At 39.7% G+C, this 22,933-nt stretch carries 28 protein-coding genes; 26 read left to right on the forward strand and 2 right to left on the reverse strand.

Going from position 1 to position 22,933, the window contains the following annotated elements:
- Nucleotides 1-15 precede the first annotated feature (15 nt).
- The 3 genes from PQ578_RS07395 to PQ578_RS07405 all read left to right on the forward strand — a co-directional run bounded on the left by PQ578_RS07395 (nucleotide 16) and on the right by PQ578_RS07405 (nucleotide 4,240).
- Nucleotides 16-2,580 (forward strand): vitamin B12-dependent ribonucleotide reductase, encoded by a 2,565-nt coding sequence (locus tag PQ578_RS07395; RefSeq protein WP_273832899.1) that lies wholly within the window; start codon nucleotides 16-18, stop codon nucleotides 2,578-2,580.
- 181 nt (nucleotides 2,581-2,761) lie between these two features.
- Nucleotides 2,762-3,208, forward strand: a complete 447-nt coding sequence (gene mntR / locus PQ578_RS07400) for a transcriptional regulator MntR (RefSeq protein WP_273832901.1) — start codon at nucleotides 2,762-2,764, stop codon at nucleotides 3,206-3,208.
- Between the two features lie 117 nt (nucleotides 3,209-3,325).
- Nucleotides 3,326-4,240, forward strand: coding sequence for a patatin-like phospholipase family protein (locus tag PQ578_RS07405; protein ID WP_273832903.1), 915 nt, complete (start codon nucleotides 3,326-3,328; stop codon nucleotides 4,238-4,240).
- 77 nt (nucleotides 4,241-4,317) lie between these two features.
- Here PQ578_RS07405 and PQ578_RS07410 read toward each other — a convergent pair whose 3' ends face one another.
- Both PQ578_RS07410 and PQ578_RS07415 read right to left on the reverse strand, forming a co-directional pair.
- Nucleotides 4,318-4,755, reverse strand: coding sequence for an SA1362 family protein (locus PQ578_RS07410; RefSeq protein ID WP_273832905.1), 438 nt, complete (start codon nucleotides 4,753-4,755; stop codon nucleotides 4,318-4,320).
- Nucleotides 4,730-5,677: a DUF1385 domain-containing protein gene (locus PQ578_RS07415; RefSeq protein WP_273832906.1), complete on the reverse strand. Its 948-nt coding sequence runs from the start codon at nucleotides 5,675-5,677 to the stop codon at nucleotides 4,730-4,732. The genes PQ578_RS07410 and PQ578_RS07415 overlap by 26 nt, the downstream gene beginning before the upstream one ends.
- Before the next feature lie 223 nt (nucleotides 5,678-5,900).
- On the opposite strand from PQ578_RS07415, the gene PQ578_RS07420 reads away from it, so the two are divergent.
- From PQ578_RS07420 to PQ578_RS07530, 23 genes are all read left to right on the forward strand, one after another.
- Complete coding sequence (locus PQ578_RS07420; RefSeq protein ID WP_273832908.1) at nucleotides 5,901-6,431, forward strand: YqhR family membrane protein; 531 nt, start codon at nucleotides 5,901-5,903, stop codon at nucleotides 6,429-6,431.
- Between the two features lie 94 nt (nucleotides 6,432-6,525).
- A complete protein-coding gene (gene aroQ, locus PQ578_RS07425) occupies nucleotides 6,526-6,945 on the forward strand; it encodes a type II 3-dehydroquinate dehydratase (RefSeq protein ID WP_273832910.1) in 420 nt (139 codons plus the stop codon).
- A gap of 20 nt (nucleotides 6,946-6,965) precedes the next feature.
- Nucleotides 6,966-8,033 carry a M24 family metallopeptidase gene (locus PQ578_RS07430; RefSeq protein ID WP_273832912.1) on the forward strand — a complete coding sequence of 356 codons (1,068 nt, stop codon included), beginning with the start codon at nucleotides 6,966-6,968 and terminating at the stop codon, nucleotides 8,031-8,033.
- A gap of 19 nt (nucleotides 8,034-8,052) precedes the next feature.
- On the forward strand, nucleotides 8,053-8,610 hold the full coding sequence (efp, locus tag PQ578_RS07435) for an elongation factor P (RefSeq protein ID WP_273832914.1): 558 nt from the start codon (nucleotides 8,053-8,055) through the stop codon (nucleotides 8,608-8,610).
- A 133-nt stretch (nucleotides 8,611-8,743) separates the two neighbouring features.
- Nucleotides 8,744-9,466, forward strand: coding sequence for an ABC transporter ATP-binding protein (locus PQ578_RS07440; protein WP_273832915.1), 723 nt, complete (start codon nucleotides 8,744-8,746; stop codon nucleotides 9,464-9,466).
- Nucleotides 9,463-10,476, forward strand: coding sequence for an ABC transporter permease (locus PQ578_RS07445; protein WP_273832917.1), 1,014 nt, complete (start codon nucleotides 9,463-9,465; stop codon nucleotides 10,474-10,476). Before PQ578_RS07440 ends, PQ578_RS07445 begins: the two co-directional genes overlap by 4 nt.
- Before the next feature lie 15 nt (nucleotides 10,477-10,491).
- Entirely contained in the window at nucleotides 10,492-11,151 is a 660-nt protein-coding gene (locus tag PQ578_RS07450) for a TetR/AcrR family transcriptional regulator (RefSeq protein ID WP_273832919.1), read from the forward strand.
- Between the two features lie 110 nt (nucleotides 11,152-11,261).
- Entirely contained in the window at nucleotides 11,262-11,522 is a 261-nt protein-coding gene (locus PQ578_RS07455; protein WP_160918824.1) for a DUF2619 domain-containing protein, read from the forward strand.
- Nucleotides 11,523-11,598: 76 nt separating this feature from the next.
- Nucleotides 11,599-12,534, forward strand: a complete 936-nt coding sequence (spoIIIAA, locus tag PQ578_RS07460) for a stage III sporulation protein AA (protein ID WP_273832925.1) — start codon at nucleotides 11,599-11,601, stop codon at nucleotides 12,532-12,534.
- Between the two features lies 1 nt (nucleotide 12,535).
- Entirely contained in the window at nucleotides 12,536-13,048 is a 513-nt protein-coding gene (gene spoIIIAB, locus PQ578_RS07465) for a stage III sporulation protein SpoIIIAB (protein WP_273832927.1), read from the forward strand.
- Nucleotides 13,049-13,067: 19 nt separating this feature from the next.
- Entirely contained in the window at nucleotides 13,068-13,274 is a 207-nt protein-coding gene (spoIIIAC, locus tag PQ578_RS07470) for a stage III sporulation protein AC (protein ID WP_048308951.1), read from the forward strand.
- Nucleotides 13,275-13,286: 12 nt separating this feature from the next.
- Nucleotides 13,287-13,676 carry a stage III sporulation protein AD gene (gene spoIIIAD, locus PQ578_RS07475; protein WP_273833307.1) on the forward strand — a complete coding sequence of 130 codons (390 nt, stop codon included), beginning with the start codon at nucleotides 13,287-13,289 and terminating at the stop codon, nucleotides 13,674-13,676.
- 25 nt (nucleotides 13,677-13,701) lie between these two features.
- Nucleotides 13,702-14,886 (forward strand): stage III sporulation protein AE, encoded by a 1,185-nt coding sequence (gene spoIIIAE, locus PQ578_RS07480; RefSeq protein ID WP_273833309.1) that lies wholly within the window; start codon nucleotides 13,702-13,704, stop codon nucleotides 14,884-14,886.
- Between the two features lie 10 nt (nucleotides 14,887-14,896).
- Nucleotides 14,897-15,499 carry a stage III sporulation protein AF gene (gene spoIIIAF, locus PQ578_RS07485; protein WP_224881127.1) on the forward strand — a complete coding sequence of 201 codons (603 nt, stop codon included), beginning with the start codon at nucleotides 14,897-14,899 and terminating at the stop codon, nucleotides 15,497-15,499.
- Between the two features lie 5 nt (nucleotides 15,500-15,504).
- Nucleotides 15,505-16,143 (forward strand): stage III sporulation protein AG, encoded by a 639-nt coding sequence (gene spoIIIAG / locus PQ578_RS07490; protein WP_273832932.1) that lies wholly within the window; start codon nucleotides 15,505-15,507, stop codon nucleotides 16,141-16,143.
- Nucleotide 16,144: 1 nt separating this feature from the next.
- The gene (locus PQ578_RS07495) at nucleotides 16,145-16,702 is read left to right on the forward strand and encodes a SpoIIIAH-like family protein (RefSeq protein ID WP_160918829.1); all 558 of its coding nucleotides are present in this window, start codon (nucleotides 16,145-16,147) and stop codon (nucleotides 16,700-16,702) included.
- Nucleotides 16,703-17,035: 333 nt separating this feature from the next.
- Nucleotides 17,036-17,524: an acetyl-CoA carboxylase biotin carboxyl carrier protein gene (gene accB / locus PQ578_RS07500; RefSeq protein WP_098444169.1), complete on the forward strand. Its 489-nt coding sequence runs from the start codon at nucleotides 17,036-17,038 to the stop codon at nucleotides 17,522-17,524.
- 11 nt (nucleotides 17,525-17,535) lie between these two features.
- Nucleotides 17,536-18,903, forward strand: a complete 1,368-nt coding sequence (accC, locus tag PQ578_RS07505) for an acetyl-CoA carboxylase biotin carboxylase subunit (RefSeq protein WP_273832936.1) — start codon at nucleotides 17,536-17,538, stop codon at nucleotides 18,901-18,903.
- Between the two features lie 10 nt (nucleotides 18,904-18,913).
- On the forward strand, nucleotides 18,914-19,309 hold the full coding sequence (locus tag PQ578_RS07510) for an Asp23/Gls24 family envelope stress response protein (RefSeq protein WP_098444167.1): 396 nt from the start codon (nucleotides 18,914-18,916) through the stop codon (nucleotides 19,307-19,309).
- Nucleotides 19,310-19,521: 212 nt separating this feature from the next.
- A complete protein-coding gene (nusB, locus tag PQ578_RS07515; RefSeq protein WP_159783062.1) occupies nucleotides 19,522-19,908 on the forward strand; it encodes a transcription antitermination factor NusB in 387 nt (128 codons plus the stop codon).
- A 21-nt stretch (nucleotides 19,909-19,929) separates the two neighbouring features.
- Nucleotides 19,930-21,288, forward strand: coding sequence for an exodeoxyribonuclease VII large subunit (gene xseA / locus PQ578_RS07520; RefSeq protein ID WP_273832941.1), 1,359 nt, complete (start codon nucleotides 19,930-19,932; stop codon nucleotides 21,286-21,288).
- Nucleotides 21,275-21,511, forward strand: coding sequence for an exodeoxyribonuclease VII small subunit (locus PQ578_RS07525; protein ID WP_098444164.1), 237 nt, complete (start codon nucleotides 21,275-21,277; stop codon nucleotides 21,509-21,511). The genes xseA and PQ578_RS07525 overlap by 14 nt, the downstream gene beginning before the upstream one ends.
- A complete protein-coding gene (locus PQ578_RS07530; protein ID WP_273832946.1) occupies nucleotides 21,508-22,389 on the forward strand; it encodes a polyprenyl synthetase family protein in 882 nt (293 codons plus the stop codon). Before PQ578_RS07525 ends, PQ578_RS07530 begins: the two co-directional genes overlap by 4 nt.
- Nucleotides 22,390-22,933 lie beyond the last annotated feature (544 nt).

The raw sequence follows: 22,933 nt of genomic DNA on the forward strand, positions 1-22,933 counted from the left end.
AACGGAGGGGTTTATATGACAATAAAAACCAATGAAAAAAGAAGGTCCATTAACATCGCACAGTTAAATAAAGATATTGAGATGTTCGCGCAGGTTCATCCTATTACAGAAGATATGCACCTTACCCACAAAGGTGTAAGTCGTCTTGTTATGCTGGATCGCTATGCCTTTAAAGATACTGAAAAAAAGACGTTACAAAAAGGTGATTTTGTTGTCTTAACGATTAAGGAAGATCCAAAGTTCCCAGCAAGAGGTCTTGGATATATTGAAAAACTTGATCTAGCTTCAAAGAAAGCGACTGTTGCTGTGCATGAAGACTATGTCGGTGTACTGGATACTGAAGAAGAGAGAGAAACTGGCTTAATTGTACGTTCATTGGACGTTATTGAGAAGCCCCTTGAAGTTTACTATGAGCAAATTGCACGACGGAACGCTCGGGGCTTGGCAGATGTTGAGAAAACGGATGGTGAAAAGAAATATTGGGAAGATCGTTTCTATAATGAACTTTCATCAATGAACTTTGTCCCAGCAGGACGAGTACTATATGGCGCAGGTGCAGATACGGAAGTAACTTATTTCAATTGTTATGTTATGCCGTTTCCACAAGATTCAAGAGAAGGCATTTCGGAGCACCGCAAACAGGTAATGGAAATTATGAGTCGCGGAGGCGGGGTAGGAACAAATGGCTCAACGCTTCGTCCGAGGAACACTCTTGCAAGAGGAGTTAATGGAAAGTCATCGGGGTCCGTTTCATGGCTTGATGATATTGCAAAGCTTACACATCTCGTAGAGCAGGGCGGATCACGTCGCGGTGCACAGATGATCATGCTTGCAGATTGGCATCCTGATATTATTGAATTCATCATTTCAAAAATGCAAAACCCACGTATCCTTCGTTTTCTTGTGGAAAACACAAAAGACGAGCAAATTAAAAAGCTTGCAGAAGATAAACTAAAATTCACGCCTCTTTCTGATGCTGAGAGATCGATGTACCAAAGCATTCTAAATTATCGTAGTATCCCTGGTACTGGTGGTTTTGAAGAAAAAGTGATGCAAGACGCACAGGATAAATTAGCGACTGGTGGTACGTATTCCGTTCATAATCCAGACTTTTTAACTGGAGCAAATATTTCTGTTTGTCTTACGAAGGATTTCATGGATGCAGTCGAAAATGATGCTGAGTATGAGCTGCGCTTCCCTGATGTAGAAAACTATACGAAAGAACAAATGAGTTTCTACAATGAGAACTGGCATGAATCAGGTGATGTTCGTGATTGGAAAGAACAAGGATTCCCTGTAAGAACGTATCGTAAAGTTCAGGCAAAAGAGCTATGGGATCTTGTCAATATTTGTGCAACATATTCGGCAGAACCAGGAATCTTCTTTATTGATAATGCTAATGAAAAAACAAACGCTACATCTTATGGCCAAAAAGTGGTAGCAACGAATCCTTGTGGAGAGCAACCGTTAGCGCCTTATTCAGTTTGTAACCTTGCGGCTGTAAACCTTGCTGAAATGGCAAATAAAGAGACGAAAACAGTTGATTTTGAAAAATTAAAAGAAACTGTTGAAGTAGGCGTAAGAATGCAAGATAACGTTATTGATGCAACGCCTTATTTCTTAAAAGAAAATGAAAAACAAGCTCTTGGTGAGCGCCGTGTGGGTCTAGGAGTAATGGGGCTTCATGATTTATTGATCTATTGCGAAACAGTGTACGGTTCAGAAGAAGGCAATAAGTTAACTGATCAAATATTTGAAACGATCGCGACAACGGCTTATCGTGCTTCAGTTGACTTAGCTAAGGAAAAAGGCAGTTTCCCATTCCTTGAAGGTGAAACAGCAGAGGAAACAAATCGGTTACGTGAAGCTTTTGTTAACACTGGCTATATGCAACAAATGCCGAATGACTTACGAGACAGCATTATGGATTATGGTATTCGTAACTCACATCTACTAACTGTAGCGCCTACGGGTAGTACAGGGACGATGGTTGGCGTTTCTACCGGTCTTGAGCCATACTTCTCGTTCTCTTATTTCCGCAGTGGTCGCCTCGGTAAATTTATCGAAGTGAAAGCAGACATACTTGCAGAATACTACGAGAGAAATCCAGAAGCAGATCCCGAGAAGTTGCCAGAATGGTTTGTGTCCGCAATGGAACTTGCGCCTGAAGATCATGCTGATACGCAATGTGTGATTCAGCGCTGGGTAGATAGTTCAATCTCTAAAACGGTAAACGCGCCAAAAGGGTATTCCGTAAAGCAAGTAGAAGCTGTTTATGAACGTCTTTACAATGGTGGTGCTAAGGGAGGCACCGTTTATGTAGACGGTAGCCGTGATTCTCAAGTTCTAACACTTAAAGCTGAGGATAATTCATTTGAGCAGCTTGAATTTGAGGATGGGATGCAAGAAAAGAAACAAGTTGTTCTTGTTGATACAATCACTGACCTTCGTTCAACTGATGTAACAATCGGGTCTGAAGTAGGAAATACGTGTCCGGTCTGTCGGAAAGGGCAAGTAAAAGAAATCGGTGGATGTAATACATGTGATAATTGTAGTGCACAACTGAAGTGCGGACTTTAGGATCAGGGAGCGAAGGATAAGCGGAAACGTTTATCCTTCATCTTTTTGTGATCTCCTTTAGCTACTTCACAAAGGTTTGCCTCTTAATAAAAGCATATGGAACCTTTCCTTGTATCCGCCCATACTATGGTGTATGCTTTTATTAACTGGCTTAAATGGAATAAAAGATGGAGGGAATCCAATGGCCACTACTCCAAGTATGGAAGATTATATTGAACGTATTTATGCACTAATAGACGGAAAAGGGTATGCTCGCGTATCAGACATTGCGGAAGCACTAGAGGTACATCCCTCCTCGGTAACAAAAATGATTCAAAAATTAGATAAAGGTAAATATGTCGTTTACGAAAAGTATCGCGGCTTCATGCTTACTCCCAAAGGGAAAAAGCTAGGCAAGCGACTCGTTGATCGCCATGCTTTGCTTGAACAATTTCTAGGTGTTATCGGGGTTAATGAAGAGAACATATACGAAGACGTTGAAGGGATCGAGCATCATTTAAGTTGGGATGCTATTGATCGAATTGGAGATTTAGTCCAATATTTTGAAGAAACGAGTGGACGAGTGGATGAACTTAGGGAAGTCCAGCGGAAAAATGAAGAAGCTCACGAGGAACAATCCGAGGTTTAATTGGATTGTTCTTTTTTCATCAATAAAGACTTTATCGATATGAAACAATATCTTTTTTCTGTACTAAATTTTAGCTTATAAGCTTAGGCTTTAATAAGGTTGGAAGGAGGTAGGGATGTGTATATTGACGGAGTGTTTTCAGGTGGGGGAGTAAAAGGAATTGCACTTGTGGGAGCACTTCAAGCTGTGGAGAAAAAAGGGCTTTCATTTAAGAGAACAGCTGGAACGAGTGCTGGTGCTCTTATTGCTGCACTGATCATTGCAGGGTATAACGGGCATGAGTTAGAAAACACATTGCTTGATACAGATTTGACTTCGCTATTAGAGAAAAATTCAGGTTTTACGTTCCCGCTTCTTCGCTGGTTGATGTTATATTGGAATCTTGGTCTTTATTCTGGAAAGGACCTAGAAATTTGGGTGGGGGGATTATTGAAAAAGAAGGGGATTTCAACATTTGGAGATCTGCCTGAAGGTTCCCTTAAGATTATCGTATCAGATATTACGAAAGGAAGGCTTGTTGTATTACCTGATGACCTTGCCCATTATGGATTCGTGCCAGAGCAATTTTCAGTTGCTAAAGCAGTGCGTATGAGTGCAAGTTTGCCATTCTTTTTTAAGCCTCAGCCTCTCTATTCCATTAATGGAAAAAAACATTACATGGTAGACGGAGGGATATTGAGTAATTTTCCACTGTGGGTTTTTCAACCGCCTGATCATAAAAAACCGCTTCGCCCAGTGCTGGGGTTTCAACTGAGTGCAAACTTTAATCAAATTCCTGAGAATAAAATATCAAATGCCGTTGACATGTATCAGGCTCTCTTTGAAACAATGAAACGAGCTCATGATGCACGATACATTGAAGATCAAAAAGCTCAAAATATCGTATTTATTCCGATTAATCAGGATATTACAACTGCATTTAAATTAGAGAGACATGGACAGAAGAAATTAATCATGTTAGGTAAGGAGCGAACTTCTCAATTCCTCAATACGTGGCGGAAAATGCCTGAAATACAAAGAAAGGATGGCTGAATATCAGCCATCCTTTCTTATTTAAAGACTTAAATTCAAATGAAAACTCTTGCTAAAAGCACGGTGCTTCGCTTTTTTTAAAAAAGAGCTCTGTTTTTCTTCTTGCCTTTACGTCCTTCAATGACCGTAAAAGGATTTTCTTTCTTGTCTTCTTGTAATGAACGCTTCTTAGGCGTAAGTCGTTTAGATGGGATGACCCGCAGGTGAGTGGCATTTCTTCTAGGTGTAGCTTTTTTCTTTTTAAATTTTGAAGATTGTTTTGCAGCTCTTTGATAGGCAGTTGATTGTTGCCCCATTTTTTTTGCCATCAATTTTTTTGCAATAAAGATGATCACGACGGCAATTGCTGCAGTGATAAGAAGCTGCTTGAAAAGTCCGCTTGGATCTGTGAGTATTTTCCATAAAAAACCAATAGCTGCAAGACCTATTAATAAATAAATCAGAGGTTGAACAACACGGCGCGACAAATGATTCACCTCCTGTTCATCTTTACACAACTTTTGTGCTTGAATCATCTTCCTCTCGTAATTTATCTCGAGAAAGTAGTTCTTTAAATGAGTGGATTGCTACATCTACTTGCTTATCATCAGGATTCTTCGTCGTTAGGAGCTGTACCCATAATCCTGGATAGCCAAGCCCTTTCAAAACCGGGATGTCTCTCACTTTGTTCGTTAGCTGAAGAACTTCAAAAGAGACACCAAGGACAACTGGTATTAATGCAACACGATATACTAACCTGACCCATAAAGGGTCAGTGGGAACTAATAGATAAATAAACACTCCGATGACGACTGTGAAAAGAATAAAGCTACTTCCGCATCGGTAATGCAGTCGTGATTGTTTCTGGACATTATCGATTGTAATGGGTAATCCAGCTTCATAAGCATTAATTACTTTGTGCTCTGCACCATGATATTGAAACACTCTTTTAACGATAGGTGTGAGTGAAATGAAATAAATATAGCCGAGCAGTAGAATCAGTTTAATGAAACCTTCTATTAAATTCTGAACCACGTGACCTGGAAATATAAACTCCAGTGAAGCTGCAGCTAATGCTGGTAATAAGGTGAAAATGGTTTTCACAAAAGCGAAAGAAATAACGCCTATAGCAGCAGCACCTAATAAAAGAGTTAGTTTAGAAGGCTCATCTTTTCCAAGGACTTCCTCATCTTCAGAAGGATCAACATCGTAACGCTCGCTCGAGAAATTTAAGTGCTTCGTCCCATTTCCACTAGCATCAATGATTGCGACAACTCCGCGTATGAAGGGAATCTTCTTAAGTTTTGTTCGTATTGGTTTCGGCTGTTTGGGAACTTCTAGATAATCAATCGATCCATCCTTTCGCCGAATAGCAGTTATAGATGTATGTTTCCCCTGAAACATGACGCCTTCCACAACCGCTTGCCCGCCATATGCAGGCTTGTTAGTATCTGACAATATCTCTCACCAACCTATAGTATGAAGTAGAATGTTTTGAAACGATTATACTCTTGTTTAAATGTACTTAATACCATTCTACAAGAAATAGGCAAAAACCTCTAGATGGGAGATGTTAATAATCATTTTCCCCAACGTTAGTGATTTTAATCTCTCCAATACACATATTTTCTAATAAATAATTTCGTGTACAGTAGGAAATGCTAGGTATGAGGTGAATCTAATGGAAAAAGAAAAGCAGCAGGACTCAAAAGAAAACGAGCAGCTTGAACAGAATAAGCAAGAAGAACCTCTTTCTTTCACATCAAAAATTGTTACCATCGGAATAGCGGGGGGACTGTTTTGGGGACTTATTGGGTATTTGACTTATTTATTTAAGTTCACGAAAATACCGCCTTCGTTAATTCTTTCACCGTGGGCACTTGGAGAGTGGAAGAATGAACAGCTAGGTCAATGGATAGGTATCCTTTCAATTGGACTTGTTTCCATTCTCGTTGCATTTTTATATAAAATAACGCTTGTGAAAATCAATAATATGCTGGCAGGGCTTGCTTATGGGGTTGTACTATGGATCATTGTATTCTACTTGCTTAATCCAATGTTTATTGACTTGCCGACAATTACAAAACTAGATCGCAATACAGTTATTACAACTATCTGCCTCTATTTACTCTATGGAGTATTCATTGGCTATTCGATCTCATTTGAGTATCATGAGAACCAGCAAAAGGGCACTTCCTATTCAAACAAATGAAGCTATGGTAGAATGTTCATGGAACATTCTCTTTTTTTTATGCATCATCTGAGTTAGAGAGAACTGCCGAATCGTCATGAGTAAGGAGACTGGCATGAAAACATTCTATGTGCTTAACGGACCTAATTTAAATCGACTGGGTAAACGTGAACCTGACATTTATGGGAACGAAACGCTTGAAAATGTGGAACAGCGATTATCTCAATTAGCTAGTGAAAATGAGGCAACTGTAATTTTTCGTCAATCAAATCACGAAGGCGATCTAATTGATTGGATTCATGAAGCAGAGAATGCTTCGGGTATTATTCTAAATCCAGGCGCCTTCACTCATTATAGTTATGCAATCCGTGATGCAATTGCTAGTGTTCCTGTTTCAGTGGTAGAGGTACATATTTCAAATGTACATAAGCGAGAGCCTTTTCGACACACGTCTGTCATTTCCCCTGTCACTACAGGCCAAATTGTAGGATTTGGATTAGTGGGTTATGAACTAGCATTGCAGTCATTTTTATAATTCTAAAGGAGGACGAAGTTGTGGAACGTATTGAGAATCTACGTCAGTCATTTAAAGAGTATGATATTGATGCGATGTTAATTACTTCAGCAAGCAATCGCAGATATATTTCGCAGTTCACCGGAAGCTCAGGAGTTGTCCTGATAACTGAGAAAGAAGCAAAGTTTATAACAGACTTTCGCTATGTTGATCAGGCACAGGAGCAAGCAAAGGGTTTTGAGATTGTACAACACAAGGGTCCTATTGTAGAAGAAGTTGCAAAGTTAGCTAATGCACTAGGAGTAAAGAAGCTAGGTTTTGAAGAAACGCAAGTTACATACCAGGTCTTTAAAGCATATGAAGCCAAAATTGAAGCTAGTCTTGTACCTATCAATGGCCTTCTTGAAAAACATCGTATGATTAAAGATTCTAGTGAATTAAACATATTAAAAGAAGCTACTGAAATAGCGGATGCTGCTTTTCAACATATTACAAACTATATCAGAACGGGTATAACAGAGCTTGACGTATCCAACGAGCTTGAGTTTTTTATGAGAAAAAATGGCGCAACCTCATCTTCTTTTGATATTATAGTTGCGTCGGGTATTCGCTCAAGCCTTCCCCACGGTGTTGCAAGTGATAAAGTCATTGGAAAGAACGAACTAATCACACTTGATTTTGGCGCTTATTATAAAGGATATTGTTCTGATATAACACGTACAGTGGCTGTTGGAGATCCTGGAGAAGAGCTAAAAGGTGTTTACCACACGGTTCTTGAAGCTCAGCTTAAGGCAATGGAAGAAATTAAGCCTGGAATGAGCGGCAAAGAAGCAGATGCAATATCCAGGGATCTCATTGCTGCAAAAGGTTATGGTGACTACTTTGGTCATACATTGGGGCATGGTGTTGGTCTAGAAGTACACGAAGGCCCAGCGCTTTCAACAAAATCTGATACAGTGTTAGAACCGGGTATGGTTGTTACCGTTGAACCAGGTATTTACCTCTCTGGTAAAGGCGGAGTACGAATAGAAGATGATACAGTCATCACCGAGACAGGAAATGAGACATTGTCTCATTCCACAAAGGAATTGCTGATTCTCGGCGAATAATGAAAGTGAGGGACTACTTATGATTTCTGTTAACGATTTAAAAACTGGTCTTACAATTGAAGTGGATAATGGGATCTGGACAGTAATGGAATTTCAGCACGTAAAACCTGGTAAAGGAGCAGCTTTCGTAAGAACAAAGCTACGCAACCTTCGTACTGGTGGAATTCAAGAAAAAACGTTTCGTGCTGGAGAAAAGGTTTCAAAAGCTCATATTGAAAATCGTAAAATGCAATATCTTTATGTAAGTGGAGATATGCACACATTTATGGATACAACAACATATGAGCAAGTGGAACTTCCTACAGAGCAAATTAATTATGAACTAAAATTCCTGAAGGAAAACATGGAAATTTCGATTCGTACTTATGGTGAAGAAACCATCGGTGTGGAATTACCAAATACTGTTGAACTCGTTGTTACTGAAACTGAGCCTGGTATTAAAGGTGATACAGCTTCAGGAGGAACAAAGCCTGCAACTGTTGAAACTGGTTTAACGGTTCAAGTGCCGTTCTTTGTGAACCAGGGAGACATTCTCATTATTGATACTTCTAAAGGTGAATATGTATCAAGGGGATAGTGAAGTGATTTTTAAAAACCGCTCTGTATGAGCGGTTTTTTTGTTTACTTTAAAAATGAGTGATTACTCACTTTACAATGAGTGATTTTATGATAAAATATAGTGAGTAATCACTCATTTTAGGAGGGGTCACATGCCCAAAGGTGCAATTGAAGCAAATGTTACGAAGAACTACGGCAAAACTACCATTTTAGATCATGTTAATCTTTCACTAAAACGCGGTGAGATATTCGGTCTCTTAGGACCATCCGGCTCTGGTAAGACAACCTTAGTGAAACTCTTATGTGGTATTGAAGAGGCTTCTGAAGGTGAGGTGAAGGTGCTCGATACGAAAATGCCCAATCTTAGTATGATGAAGAAAGTTGGTTATATGGCGCAGGCGGATGCTTTGTATGGTGAATTAACCGCTTATGAGAACCTGAAGTTTTTTGCAACTCTAAGCGGTGTCCATCGACGTGATCAAAAAGAACGGATTATAGAGGTAATGCAGCTCGTTAATTTAGAAAATGAACTTCAAAAGAACGTAGAAGATTTTTCGGGTGGAATGAAGCGACGCTTATCCCTCGCCATTGCTTTGTTACACAATCCTGATATTTTACTGTTAGATGAGCCAACTGTTGGAATTGATCCTTCACTTAGACAAAAAATTTGGTGGACATTTGAAAAACTAAGAAGCAATGGAGTCCTCATATTGGTAACAACTCATGTAATGGATGAAGCTGAAAGATGTTCAAGGCTTGGTATGATCCGAAATGGTCAATTGATTGCAGTCGGCACACCGGACGAATTAAAAAAACAAACTGACTCAGTAACAATCGAGGAAGCGTTTCTTTCATTTGGAGGAGGGGTCGAATGAGGATAATTGCAGTTGTAATAAGGATATTGAGGCAGTTTATAAGTGATAAACGAACGATGGCTTTAATGATTGTGGCACCTATTATTATTTTAACCATGCTATCTCTTGTCTTTAACGGAGATGATCTGGAATTGAAACTAGGCGTACGAAACACCCCTGAATCGATCGTTGAACAAATGGAAAAACACGCTAGTGTAAAACCCATTGCTTCAGATGAAACTGTTGAATCTACTTTAAAAAAAGATTATGATGCTGTGATTGATTTTGGGAACGGTGCGAAAAAGCTATATCTTGAGGGGAGCGATCCTTCTATTAATCGAGCAGTCATAAATATGGTTCAAAGTAGTTCAATGGGAAAAAATCAAGAAATGGATTTGGAAGTGTCCTATTTGTTTGGTTCGAACAATATGAGTTCATTTGATCACTTTGGACCTGTTTTAGTAGGCTTCTTTATATTCTTCTTTGTGTTTTTAATTGCTGGAGTCTCTTTCTTGAGAGAGAGGACACAAGGGACGCTTGAACGAGTTTTGGCTACCCCAATAAAAAGGTGGGAACTTGTGACAGGTTATGTAATTGGTTTTGGATTATTTACTATGCTTCAATCCGCCATAATAGCATTATATAGTATTTATGTGATTGATCTCATGATGGAAGGAGCTTTTCTTTACGTCTTGTTGATTACACTTATGCTAGCGTTAAGTGCACTAACGTTGGGGACCTTACTCTCCTCATTCGCAAAAAATGAATTGCAAATGATTCAGTTCATTCCTCTTGTGGTCGTTCCCCAAATCTTTTTCTCTGGGCTGTTTAATCTTGATACGATTTCAAACTATCTTAGCTGGATTGGCCCGTTAACTCCTTTGTACTATGGAGCTGATGCCTTGAGAAGTGTTATGATTAAGGGACAAGGATTAACTGATATATGGATTGATTTACTTGTTTTACTTGGATTTTCAATCGTTTTTATGATTTTAAACATTTACGCACTAAAAAAACATCGACGAATTTAGAATCAGGGGGAGCATATGAAGAAGGAAGAGAATAACATGGAATGGCTTTTTGATGAAGAAGTGAGTGATTCCGGAGATTTAACTGAGAAGCAAAAGCGCATCGTAAAAGCAGCGGTTGAGATGTTTCAGGAAAAGGGATTTTCTGCTTCATCAACTAGCGAAATTGCCAGACGTGCTGGTGTAGCAGAAGGAACGATATTTCGCCACTATCGCACGAAAAAAGATTTGCTTCTAGCTATCGTTACACCTGTCATGAGTCATCTTGTTGCTCCTTTTATCGTTAAAGATTTAGATAAAGTACTAGAACAAGACTATGAGCACTATGAAGATTTTTTAAAGGCGGTTGTAAGAAATAGACAAGCATTTATTCGTAAGCACTTACCGATTGTGAAAATCCTTATTCAGGAAATTCCTTTTCATGAAGAACTTCGCACACAATTTATCGAGCATATAGCGAAAGATTTATTTGATCGATTTGGAAAAGTAGTCGTTCACTTTCAAGAAAAAGGAGAATTGATTGAAATCCCCTCTTCCTCTGCAATTCGACTTTCATTAACCGCCATTCTCGGTTTTTTTCTAGCAAGATATATTATGGTTCCGGACCGTGATTGGGATGATGAGAAAGAAATTGAAATAACTGTTCAATTCATATTACATGGTTTAAAAGCAAGATAACCACCCACTTTAGGGTGGTTTTTTTTGTGTTCTTTTAAGAACTGGTCCATAACTTAGTCTTCTGAAATAGTCGGTGTCATCATAAGTTGTACTGATTAGGGAGGGTTAAGATGATTCATTCCGTTCTTGTAATGGGTTTACTTCGCATACTCTCAGGTGTTATTGAGCTAATTGCAGCTGTATTAATTCTAGTTTTTCGTGATCTTAAAACCGCAATGTTGATCAATGCATTTTTAGCCATTGTCGGGCCTATTATCCTTGTCGTTACGATGACAGCTGGACTAATTGGTCTAGCAGGAGATCTATCAATCACAAAAATTCTATTCATTGTAATTGGTGTAGGCTTTATTTTAATTGGCACTCTCTCATAGATTTGATAGAGACATATTTTGATCGGAATAGGAATAGTAGTGTAGAGAGAAACAAGCAGTGGGAGGAGGGACATTCGTGGAAGAAGCTCTTCGTGTGCTTCCAGAAAACGTAAAGAAAATACTGCGTCAATACACAGAAATGGAAAGATCAACGATTGAAGAAATTCGAATGCGCATTAACCGTCCGCTTGAAATAATGATCAATGGAAAACCGAATTTTCCTCTCTTAAACGGTCAAACATACTTCATTTCAAAAGATGATAGTTCACAAATGATAAATAAACTTAGCCATTATTCCCTGTACGCGTTAGAAGAAGAATTAAAAAAGGGATTTGTCACGATTGAAGGCGGGCACCGCGTCGGTCTTGCAGGAAAAGTCATTACGATAAACGGACATGTTAAAGCGATCCGTGACATTGCATCTTTTAACGTAAGAATTGCAAAACAAAAGCTTGGAATAGCTGTACCGCTTGTATCATATCTTTATGCAGGGGGATGGGCAAATACAATTATCTTAGGACCGCCACAGTCCGGTAAAACGACGATGCTTCGTGACCTAACTCGAATTATGGCTGAAGGTGATAACGTAAGAAGAATTCCATCAGCCAAAGTTGGTATTGTTGATGAGCGATCTGAAATTGCTGGTTGTGTTCTAGGGATTCCTCAACATCGACTTGGTGACCGTGTTGATGTTTTGGATGCTTGTCCTAAAGCAGAAGGAATGATGATGATGATCCGATCCATGAGTCCAGAAATATTGATCGTTGATGAAATTGGTCGAAAAGAAGATAGTGAAGCTATATTTGAAGCGATAAATGCAGGAATTAAGCTTGTTGTCACTGTTCATGGAACGAGTATGGATGATTTACACCGTAGACCAAGTATGCAAGGTTTAATCAACTCTGGATCTTTTGAACGAATAGTCGAACTGTCACGGAAAGATGGTCCGGGAACAATTCATGCGATCAAAGATAAAACGGGTAAGGAAATTCGACGTAAAAAGGTGATCTAGCATGAAGCTACTAGGAGCAGTGCTTATTATTTTAGCGAGTACGTGGGCAGGTGTGGAATGGTCAAGAACTGTGAGCGAACGATCTCGACAATTGCGGCAGTTAAAAGCAGCACTTCAGTCATTGGAAGCTGAAATTGTGTATGGAATGACACCACTCAGTGTTGCCTGTAGTCACATTTGTAGACAGGTAGGTCACCCTATTTCTTGGTTTTTCGATTCATTTCGGAAAAAGCTCGATGCTGGACAAGGCACAGCTTATGAAGCATGGATGGAAAGCATGGACGAGGTTTGGAAGTATACGGCTTTTAAACAAGAAGAGAAAGAAGTAATGAAACAACTTGGTGCCACAATAGGACAACACGATCGAGAACATGAACAAAAACAAATTAAACTTGCCTTGATTCATTTGGAAAGAGAAGAACGAGAAGCGAGAGACAATCAAATGAAGTATGAGCGGATGTTTAAGAGTCTTGGGGTTCTTGGGGGGATTCTTCTTGTCATACTATTGATTTAGTCATTGGGAGGAAACGGAAATGAATCATGATGTAAATACAATATTCCAAATTGCGGGTATCGGTATCATTGTAGCCATGCTTCATACCATTCTCAAGCAAATGGGGAAAGAGGAGTACGCCCATTGGGTTACTTTAATTGGTTTTATTGTTGTCCTTTATATGGTGATCACGATCATTGACGATCTTTTTCAGAAAATACGAGGGGTCTTCCTTTTCCAGGGTTAGGGGGTGACTGCGATTGATATTTTACAAATCGTTGGATTGGGATTAATCGCTACCTTCCTTGTTATTGTTGTCAAAGAACAAAAGCCTGTGTTTGCCTTTACGATTACGGTTTTCACAGGCGCTTTGATTTTTCTTTATTTAATTGGAGAAATTCAACATATTATTCGAATGTTAGAAAGCCTGGCGTCAAAAGCAAATGTCGAAATTGTCTATATTGAAACGGTATTAAAGATTATAGGAATTGCGTATATTGCTGAATTCGGTGCCCAAATTGTGAGAGATGCTGGTCAAGGCGCGATTGCTTCGAAGATTGAACTTGCTGGTAAATTATTAATCTTAGCGATGGCCATACCGATTCTCACACTGATTATTGAAACGGTGCTTAAACTTTTACCATCATAAGAGGGAGGAGCAGGACATGCCTCACATGAAAAAAGCGATGTTGATGCTACTATTCCTCTGCTTCACCTTATTGCAATTTCAATCTACAGTACTTGCTCAGGGCGAAGAAAATGAGCCGCTAACAACTCAAATTGTAGACAAGCAGTTAAACACACTTGGATTACAAGAGATTCAGGCCTATTGGGACGAAGTGATCGAAGAGTATGGCGGTTTTTTACCTGAAAGTCAGAAAGGTTCCTTCGTGGAATTTATAAAAGGAGAAAAACAATTTTCTTTAAAAGCTTATTTATTAGGTTTATTGAAATTTCTTTTTCATGAATTACTTGTCCATGGCAAATTGCTTGGTAGCTTAATATTGTTAACTATTTTCAGCATTCTGTTACAAAACATGCAAAATGCCTTTGAACATAAAGCAGTAAGCACAGTGGCGTATGGCATTATCTATATGGTTCTAATTATTCTTGCGCTTAATAGTTTTCACGTGGCAATTGAATATACAGAAAGCGCGATAGCGAATATGATGGGGTTTCTCTTAGCGTTAATTCCGCTACTATTAGCATTGATTGCTTCTGTTGGTGGCGTGGCTTCTGTAGCTTTTTTTCACCCAATCGTTCTGTTTTTAGTTAACACTGGTGGATTGCTTATCCAGAAGTTTGTACTACCAATGCTTTTTCTGTCGGCAGTTCTTGCGATTGTAAGTACGATTAGTGAGCAGTACAAAGTTACCCAGCTTTCTAATTTAATACGAAATATAGCGATCGGTACACTAGGAGTATTTTTTGCAGTATTTTTAGGTGTGATTTCAGTGCAGGGTGCCTCAACCGCCGTAGCAGATGGTGTAACGATTCGTGCGGCTAAATTTGTAACTGGTAATTTTATACCTGTTGTAGGGCGGATGTTTACGGACGCAACAGATACCGTACTAAGTGCATCGGTGCTTTTGAAAAATACGGTTGGACTAGCTGGGGTTGTCATTTTACTAATGATATGTGCCTTCCCTGCACTAAAAGTTTTATCACTAGTGCTGATTTATAACATTGCGGCAGCAGTCATTCAACCATTAGGAGGAGGACCAATTATCCAGTCTCTTAATGTAATATCAAAAAGTATTTTGTTTATTTTTGCAGCTCTTGCCATTGTTTCATTGATGTTTTTCTTAGCGGTAACAATTATTATAGCATCTGGAAATATTACGCTAATGGTGCGTTAGGAGGTTTGAAGTGGCAGTTATTACGGGATGGATCACGAATATCATTGTTCTTATTTTACTTGCTACCGTGCTTGAATTGTTGTTGCCAAATTCCAATATGCAGCGATATGTCAAAATGGTCATCGGATTAATGTTAATGGCTGTTATTCTATCGCCTATTCTAACAATCTTCACAAAAGACTTTGATTCAATGTTAAGATCAGCAGCTCTCACAGATATGACTCCGGATGTAAGGATGGAAAATCAGATAGAATCAAAGAAAAGTGAAATACAAGCATCCAATGCTGCATATATTGAAGAACAAATGGCTGTCCAAATGAAAAGCCAGGTTGAAAAGGAGTTGAGAGACCAGTTTAACCTTGAAATTACACATGTAGGTCTTGAGCTAAAAGATGCAGAGGGAGAAAAGAATATTGAACAAATTGCAGTAACGGTAAGTAAGGTAGTAGAAAAAGATGTTCAGGACGTCGAAGCCGTATCGGTATCATTTGAACTTTCGGAAGAAGAGGTTCAATCATCAGATGCACAGTCAAAGAAAGTCGCTTATTTTCTAGCTGATGAATGGGGATTATATCCAAATCAGGTTGGCGTTCAGGTGAAGGGAGGAGAGTAGGTAACATGGATGAAAAACCAACAAGCTGGCTAGATCAATTGAAAAAACCGAAGAAGAAAAAAGGAATCCCGCTTTATTATTTAATGATTGCAGCAGGGCTTGGTGTCATCTTCATGTTTTCCGGTAGTTTCTTCTCGACGCCTGACCCGGGCCAGCAAGTGTTCAGTGAGCAGGAAAGCTCATCGGAAAGTGAAGCAGCTTTTAGTCAAAAAAAGTCCAGTCCCTCGTCAATGTCAGAATATGAAAATATGTATGAAACTCAATTAAAGGAAGCGTTAGACGAAGTGGCTGGAGTGTCAGATGCCACTGTCATTGTTAATTTAGATTCTACAGAGCAAAAAGTTGTGGAGAAAAACAGCACTTCTACTGATAAATATACTTATGAATCTCCAAACGATGGAGGTTCGAGAAAGATTGAAGAACAATCAAGCGATGAACAAGTCGTTATTGTCCAGAATGATAATGGTCAAGGACCGATCGTAGTAAGTACGAAGAAACCGGTTGTAAGAGGTGTAGTTGTCGTGGCAGTCGGAGCAGAAAACATGGAAGTAAAAAAAATGATTGTCGATGCAGTGACGAGACTACTTGATGTGAAAAGTCATCGGGTGATGGTTTTGCCGAAAAAACTAAAGGGGGAATCATAAAATGGTCTTAAAAAAGCAAACGGTATGGTTATTGACAATGCTAAGTTTAATTATTGTTTTATCAGCTTATTACATCATGACACCTGGTTCGGACAATGTGGCATATGTAGGAGATCAGGAGCAAAGCGAGGAAGGAGCGAAAGGAGAAGAAGCAAAAGAAACGAATGGTGTTGAAGATAAATCTGTTTCGATGAATGTTTCTGGTGATGAAGTCTTTGCTGCGCTAAGGCTTGAAATTCAAGAAAAGCGAGATGCAGCGATTGAAGATTATACGGCTGTGATAGCAAGTGAAGCATCAGCAGACTTGCGAAATGAAGCACACGAACAGCGTCAAGAATTAATGGCATTGTCTCAAAAGGAATCAGTTCTAGAAAATGTGATCAAGTCAGAAGGGTATAGCGATGCAGTGGTTTATACCCTTGAAGACGAGAAAGTAAGAGTAATTGTTAAAGCGGATCAGCTATCAAATGAAGAGGCAAATAACATTATGGTATTAGCAGAAGAACAGTTAGGGGAAGGTCATAGAATCGCTGTAGAATTTCAGCCTGTGGCAAAGTAGAGATGGAGATTACTCCATCTCTTTTTTTTTATAATTAGGCGCGTTTTCTAAAATACTAGTGAAAACGATTTCTTTATTTGTTACCCTTAGTGGAGGAGGTCATGCAAAGTTGACTTCTACCAAGTAACCGTAAGATATGATATGATAAATAGGCTTAGGACCAGCTGTTATATAATGGTCTTAACCATGAGGTTTGATTGACTGTAAGTTTTACGGGAGATACTAATGGTCATTATTATTATGCTATAATCGCTATAGGTTGGAGAGTGTCTTCTATACAGAAAACCTCCTTACTATCTAAAATTAGCAAAAAGACGACAGGGAGTGGAAATCTTGTTAAAAGTTCAAGAAATTCGCGAATTGATCAAACTAATTGATCAATCAAGCATTGATGAATTTGAATATGAAAGTGATGGATCTAAGATTGTATTAAAGAAAAATGAAGTGCAATATGCAGAAGCACCTGTTCAACAACCTGTACAGCAAACCATTGCACAACAGCCTGTTGATCAAACGATGCCGGCTTCTTCTCCTGTTAAAGAAGAACCTAAAGCGGCTGAAAAAGAAGAAGTACAAGATGAATCATTACATAAAATCGAATCACCAATGGTTGGAACGTTCTATGCTCGTCCGAATCCAGAATCGGAACTTTACGTGAAAACTGGAGAGAAAGTTTCAGAAGATAGCGTAGTCTGCATCATTGAAGCAATGAAGCTTTTTAATGAAATAGAAGCAGAGGTAAATGGAGAAATCGTTGAAATGCTAGTTGAGGATGGACAGCTAGTTGAATACGGACAACCTCTGTTTTTAGTGAAAGCATAGGTGATGATGGTATGGAGATTAAGAAAGTACTTGTAGCCAATCGAGGAGAAATTGCCGTTCGAATTATCCGTGCTTGTGAAGAGCTTGGCATTGAAACGGTTGCTGTGTATTCTCAAGCCGATAAAGAAGCCCTGCATGTTAGGTTAGCAGATGAAGCTTATTGTATTGGACCAACTGCTTCAAAAGACAGCTATTTAAACTTCACCAATATTATGAGTATTGCAACTGTAACCGGTGTTGATGCGATTCATCCTGGTTATGGATTTCTTTCGGAAAACGCAGACTTTGCAGAGTTATGTAGAGAGTGCAATATTACGTTCATTGGACCAAGCCCTGAGGCGATTAGTCGTATGGGTACCAAGGACGTTGCTAGAACAACGATGAAGGAAGCGGGAGTTCCGATTGTGCCCGGTTCTGAGGGGATCGTAAAGGATGCAGACGAAGCGGTAGCTCTAGCTAATGAGATGGGGTATCCTGTCATTATTAAAGCGACCGCTGGCGGTGGTGGTAAAGGTATTCGGATTGCTAAGGATGAAAACGAATTAGTAAAAGGAATTAACATTACCCAGCAGGAAGCATCGACTGCATTTGGTAATCCTGGTGTCTACATTGAGAAGTTTATCGAAGATTTTCGCCATGTGGAAATTCAGGTCCTTGCTGATAATCATGGCAATGCAATCCATCTTGGGGAGCGAGATTGCTCAATCCAAAGACGTTTGCAGAAGCTTGTAGAGGAGACCCCTTCCCCGGCTCTTGATGAAACCATCAGAAAAAAAATGGGCGATGCTGCCGTTCGTGCTGCGAAAGCCGTTCAATATTCTGGTGCAGGAACTGTTGAGTTTATTTTTGAGCCAACAGGGAATTTTTATTTTATGGAAATGAATACACGTATTCAGGTTGAGCATCCTGTGACAGAAATGGTAACGGGTATTGATTTAATTAAAGAGCAAATTCGAGCAGCTTCTGATGAAACGTTGCGGTACACTCAGGAAGATGTAACGTTCAAAGGATGGGCAATTGAATGTCGCATTAATGCAGAAAACCCTGACAAGAAATTTATGCCATCTCCAGGGAAGGTCGACATGTACCTCCCTCCAGGTGGGTTTGGCGTTCGTGTAGATTCTGCTGTCTATCCTGGTTACGATATTTTGCCTTTCTATGATTCAATGGTGGCAAAGCTCATTACTTACGCTGATACAAGAGAAGAAGCGATTGCTAGAATGAAGCGAGCTCTTGGAGAGTTTGTGGTGGAAGGTGTCAAAACGACCATTCCATTCCATATGCGTTTAATGAGTCACGAGAAATTTGTAAGCGGTGATTTCAATACTAAGTTTCTTGAGAAATACGATTTAACAGAACAATCAACGAATTCTAAGTGAGGTGTTCAATATGAATGAACTTCAATCATTTGAAATGGAAGAGCACGATACTGGACTTGGAAAAGTCGAAATATCACCAGAAGTTATTGAAGTAATCGGTAGTATTGCTGCTTCAGAAGTTGACGGTGTTGCAGAAATGAGAGGGAATTTCGCTTCAGGTGTTGTGGAACGCTTTGGACGAAAAGATCATCGAAAAGGTGTCAAGGTAGAGCTTGATGAGGATGGCATTATCTTGGATGCATACGTTGTAGTAAGCTATGGTTTATCCATTCCTGAAGTGTGTGAAAAGGTACAAGAAAACATTCGACAGGCGCTTCTAACAATGACTGCGCTAGAAATTAGCGCAGTTAATGTGAGCGTTGTTGGAATTACGTTTGATAAAAAAGAAACCGAAGACGAAGAATAAGCAGCGGGGCATGTCCCCTCTGCTTGTTTTTTTTTGCTTTTTTTACGAATGTGACTCCACTCATGAATGAAATAAATTTTACGCATTCGAGCAACTTTCATGAACCTTCCTAAGTTTATGAAAACAATTGGACATTGCAAAACCTGTATTTGTCTTCAACATTATGCTATTATTTATTGGTATAGCAATATAAGCGTAAAGGGAGTATAGCAATGAAAAGAAGACATGCAAGAGAAAAAGCCATCCAGGTATTGTTTCAAATAGATGTAACAGACACCGATCCACGTGAAGCCCTGCAACACGTATTAAATGAGGGAGAAGGTGACGAGTTTCTATCTGAGCTTGTCTTCGGAACGCTTGAGAATCTCGAAAAGATTGATGCAGTCATTAAAGAGAACCTTGTTAACTGGACCTTTAGCCGCATTGGTAATGTAGACCGTTCTGTTCTTCGAATGGCTTCGTATGAAATAGTAATGAGAGATGATATACCAGTAAATGTTAGTTTGAATGAAGCCGTTGAACTAGCAAAATTGTTCGGTGGAGAAGAATCGGGACGCTTTGTAAATGGAGTCCTCTCTAAAATTATACAAAAAAGCTAATTCAATGAGGAGGGGAACGTTGTGAAAGCGGATCGCTATATATCGGTTACAGCCCTTACGAGACACGTGAAGCGGATGATTGATAATGAGCCAGCACTTCAAGATGTCTGGTTACGTGGTGAACTATCGAATGTGAAGCTTCACAATCGAGGGCATCTTTATTTTACTGTAAAAGATGATAAGTCGCGTGTTCAAGCAGTGATGTTTGCTGGAAACAATCGACATATGAAATTCAAGCCGGAAAGCGGGATGAAAGTCCTTATTCGAGGCGAGATATCAGTGTTTGAACCGTATGGTCAATATCAGCTCTATGCAAAAGAAATGCAGCCTGATGGAATTGGAAATTTGTATTTAGCTTATGAAGAATTGAAACGAAAACTCGATTTTGAAGGATTGTTTTCGGAAAACCTCAAACAGCAAATACCCCGATATCCTACAGAAATTGGAGTGGTTACTTCCCCAACTGGAGCCGCTATTCGAGACATTTTTACAACGATCAAAAGACGTTATCCTGCTGCTAGGATAACGGTGTTTCCCGTTCTTGTTCAGGGGAATCATGCTAAGGGATCAATTGTTCAGGCGATCGAGATGGCAAATGCCATGAAAATGATTGATGTGCTGATTGTTGGACGTGGTGGAGGATCAATTGAAGAGTTATGGGCGTTTAACGAAGAAGAAGTTGCCAGAAGTATAGCAAATTCAAGAGTGCCAATAATATCAGCTGTGGGCCATGAGACCGATTTTACAATTGCTGATTTTGTATCAGATCTAAGAGCACCAACTCCAACTGGAGCAGCTGAACTGGCAGTACCCAGCGTAGTAGAATTAAAAGAGCGGGTTGACCAACGAGTACATAGGTTAATGAGAGTCATGCAAGAAAAGTTAGCTACGGATCGAGATCGGTTGTCAAACCTCCAGAAGTCATATGCATTTCGTTACCCTGATCAATTATTGAAACAAAAGGAACAAGAGCTTGATTTGCAAGTTGAACGAATGCAACGAAATATGAAGCGATTGCTATCATATACAACAGAGCGAGTAGAACGAAATCATAAGCAGCTAGTGAAGCAGCATCCACAAAAACTTCTTAAAGAAGCGAATCAGGAGCTTGAAGAGCTTAAGCATTCTTTAAATAAAGAAATGCAGCGTGTTCTACTAGGAAAACAACGTGATTTTTCGCTTGCTGCAGGGAAACTGAATGCTTTAAGTCCATTAAAAGTAATGGAGCGTGGCTATAGCCTTGCATATAAAGAAGAAGAACTCATTAAATCTGTTCATCAGGTACAACCTGGAGATATTCTAAAACTTGAAATGACAGATGGAAAAATTGATTGCCATGTATGGGGATTAGAGGAGAGTGATTCGAATGGAGAAAAATGAGAACGTAACATTTGAAGAAGCGATGGAAAAGTTAGAGCAAATTGTCGGAGCATTGGAAGAAGGTAACGTGCCTCTTGAAAAAGCGATTTCACTCTTTCAAGAAGGAATGAATTTATCAAATGTATGTCATGAGAAACTGCAATCCGTTGAGGGGAAAATGGATCAAATCGTTGAAGAAAACGGTGAAATTAAACGATTTTCTGTCCAGGAGGATGAAGCGTGACTTCAGATCTCAGTTCCTATATGAACGAATGTAAGAAACTGTTGGATGAAGAACTTCCCGCATACATTGACCGCTTGGAGATGCCGGAATCATTGAAGGATGCGATGTTGTATTCGATTCACGCAGGTGGAAAACGCATCCGTCCAATATTAATGCTCGCTACCGTAGAAGCATTTGGTCACTCCATTAAAGAAGCCATTCCAGTGGCGTGTGCGGTTGAGATGATTCACACGTACTCATTGATTCACGATGACTTGCCTGCAATGGACGATGACGATTTACGTCGAGGTAAACCAACAAATCATATCGTTTTTGGAGAGGCGACTGCAATTCTTGCTGGGGATGCGCTATTAACTCAAAGCTTTGAACTTATTGCAGATTCCAATTTAACAAGTGAACAAAAAGTTGACTTAATTAAATTATTATCACACGCTGCTGGCCCTTCCGGAATGGTAGGAGGACAAATGGCGGATTTAGACGGGGAGAAGCAAGAGTTAACGCTAGAACAACTTGAATACATTCATCATCATAAAACAGGAAAACTTCTTGTATTCTCTATTATGGCTGGGGCAATAATTGGTCATGCAACAAGTCATCAACGTGAACATCTACGAGCTTTTGGCGAACACATAGGTCTTTCCTTCCAAATTAGCGATGATATTCTTGACGTTGAAGGAGAAGAAGGGAAGATCGGAAAACTTCCTGGTAGTGATGAAACGAACGAAAAAAGTACTTATCCAAAGCTTCTCACGCTAGACGGAGCAAAAGAAAAACTCAATCATCATTTTAAAGAGGGATTAGCCCATCTAACTGCTGCTAACGTAGAAAAAGACAGGTTACAATCTATTGCGAAATTTATTGTAGAGCGGGACCACTAACACATAATTGAGCATAAAACTAATTTGTGGTATAATAAATTAAGACTGAGTGGTGCAGTATTCTAGTCAGTTCGCCATTTCTGAAGGCGGGCCTAAAAATCCGCCATAGGGCACATCGATGAAGTTCCTGGTGTTGGCTTGAGTCGCCCAGACTTGGGTCGATGCTGGGAGTTAAGGTCGCAGGGCGATCCACAAAGGCATGTGGGCGTTGACCCTGCTTCCGCGGAGGCCCATTCTTGTAGCAGAGCGGTTAACGCTGCCTGCTATGAATTGGGGTATGAACCTGTTGCAGCTGCATGGGAACGCAGTTGAACAGCGTAGCCTGCCTTGAGTGGAGCTAGAGGGGATTATGGATTATTGGAAATTTGCAGCTCGGCCGGCCGCTTTTTTCCTACCACCCATATGAAATCTGCTCTGCAAAAGAGGCTAGGAAATGTGTGGAACTGTTGAGGAAAACTCCTAGACTGTTCCGAGTGACACTTAAAGGGGATTATAGTGCGGACTAAGTGGTAATCCAGTCTAGCGCATGGTGACTACGCTAAGA

It is taken from the genome of Guptibacillus sedimenti, from assembly GCF_028610665.1.
GTDB lineage: Bacteria > Bacillota > Bacilli > Bacillales > Guptibacillaceae > Guptibacillus > Guptibacillus sedimenti.